Below are 1,814 nucleotides of genomic sequence, written 5' to 3'. Positions count from 1 at the left end.
ACCACCCGACCCGAAACGATGCTGGGCGACACGGCGGTGGCGGTGAACCCCACCGACGAGCGCTACGCCCATCTGGTGGGTCAGACCCTCACGCTGCCCTTTGTGGGTCGTGAGATCCCGATCGTGGCCGACGACCACGTGGAGAAGGACTTCGGCACCGGTTGCGTCAAGGTGACGCCGGCCCACGATCCCAACGATTTCGCCATCGGCCAGCGCCACGGTCTGCCCCAGATCACGGTGATGCGCAAGAACGGCACGATGAACAAGGAAGCTGGCCAATTCGAGGGGCTGGATCGCTTTGAAGCCCGCAAGGCCGTGGTGGCCGGCTTGGAGGAGTTGGGGCTGCTGGTGAAGGTGGAGGACTACCGCCACAGCGTTCCTTATTCCGACCGCGGCAAGGTGCCGGTGGAGCCGCTGCTCTCCACCCAGTGGTTCGTCAAAACCGAGCCTTTGGCGGCCCGTTGCCGTGAGGCCCTCGAGAAGCAGGATCCCCGCTTCATCCCCGAGCGCTGGGAGAAGGTCTACCGCGACTGGCTCACCGACATCCGCGACTGGTGCATCAGCCGCCAGCTCTGGTGGGGTCATCGCATTCCCGCCTGGTTTGTGATCAGCGAAACCGGTGGCAAGTACACCGACACCACCCCCTACGTGGTGGCCCGCAACGAAGCCGAAGCCCTGGAGAAGGCCAAGGCGGAGTACGGCGCCGCGGCAGAGATCGAGCAGGACGAAGACGTGCTCGACACCTGGTTCTCCAGTGGCCTGTGGCCCTTCTCCACCCTGGGTTGGCCTGATGCGAGCAGCGCTGATCTGCAGCGCTGGTACCCCACCAGCACCCTGGTGACGGGCTTCGACATCATCTTTTTCTGGGTGGCCCGGATGACGATGATGGCCGGCGCCTTCACCGGCGAGATGCCCTTCCAGGACGTCTACATCCACGGCCTGGTGCGGGATGAGCAGAACCGCAAGATGAGCAAGAGCGCCGGCAACGGCATCGATCCGCTGCTGCTGATCGAGCGTTACGGCACCGATGCCCTGCGCTTCGCCCTGGTGCGGGAAGTGGCCGGTGCTGGTCAGGACATTCGCCTGGATTACGACCGCAAGAAAGACACCTCTGCCACGGTGGAGGCCTCCCGCAACTTCGCCAACAAGCTCTGGAACGCCACCCGCTTCGCCCTGATGAACCTGGGCGGCGAAACGCCGGCCCAACTCGGTGACCCCGACCCCGCGGCCCTGCAGCTGGCCGATCGTTGGATCCTCTCGCGCCTGGCCCGGGTGAATCGGGAAACCGCCGAGCGCTACGGCAACTACGGCCTGGGGGAAGCGGCTAAGGGCCTGTATGAGTTCGCCTGGAACGACGTCTGCGATTGGTACCTGGAGCTGAGCAAGCGGCGGCTGAATCCCGGTGACAACCCCTCGGCCGAGGCCCTCGCCGATCAACGGGTGGCCAAGCAGGTGCTGGCCAAGGTGATCAGCCAGATGCACCTGATGCTGCATCCATTGATGCCCCACCTCACCGAGGAGCTTTGGCACAGCGTCACCGGCGAGTCGGAGACCACCTTCCTGGCCCTGCAGCCCTGGCCGGAGCTGGATGAAAGCGCTCTGGATGATGCGTTGGAAGCGTCCTTCTCCGAGCTGATCGGTGCCATCCGTGTGGTGCGCAACCTGCGGGCTGTCGCTGGCCTGAAGCCCTCTCAATCGGTGCCGGTGCGTTTCGTCACCGGCCGCGGCGAGCTGGCGGCGGTGCTGAGCAAGGGCATGGCCGACATCACGGCGTTGACGCGAGCCGAGTCGGTGGCGGTGATGGCGCCGGCGGA

At 65.4% G+C, this 1,814-nt stretch carries 1 protein-coding gene; it reads left to right on the top strand.

Annotated features, from left to right (window positions below):
• A partial coding sequence (locus tag ACGVJ8_RS04200; RefSeq protein WP_392345714.1) for a valine--tRNA ligase occupies positions 1–1,814 on the top strand: 1,814 nt, incomplete at both ends.

Source organism: Parasynechococcus sp., from assembly GCF_042954245.1.
Lineage (GTDB): Bacteria > Cyanobacteriota > Cyanobacteriia > PCC-6307 > Cyanobiaceae > Parasynechococcus.
This window is presented reverse-complemented; position numbering and strand designations above follow the sequence as displayed.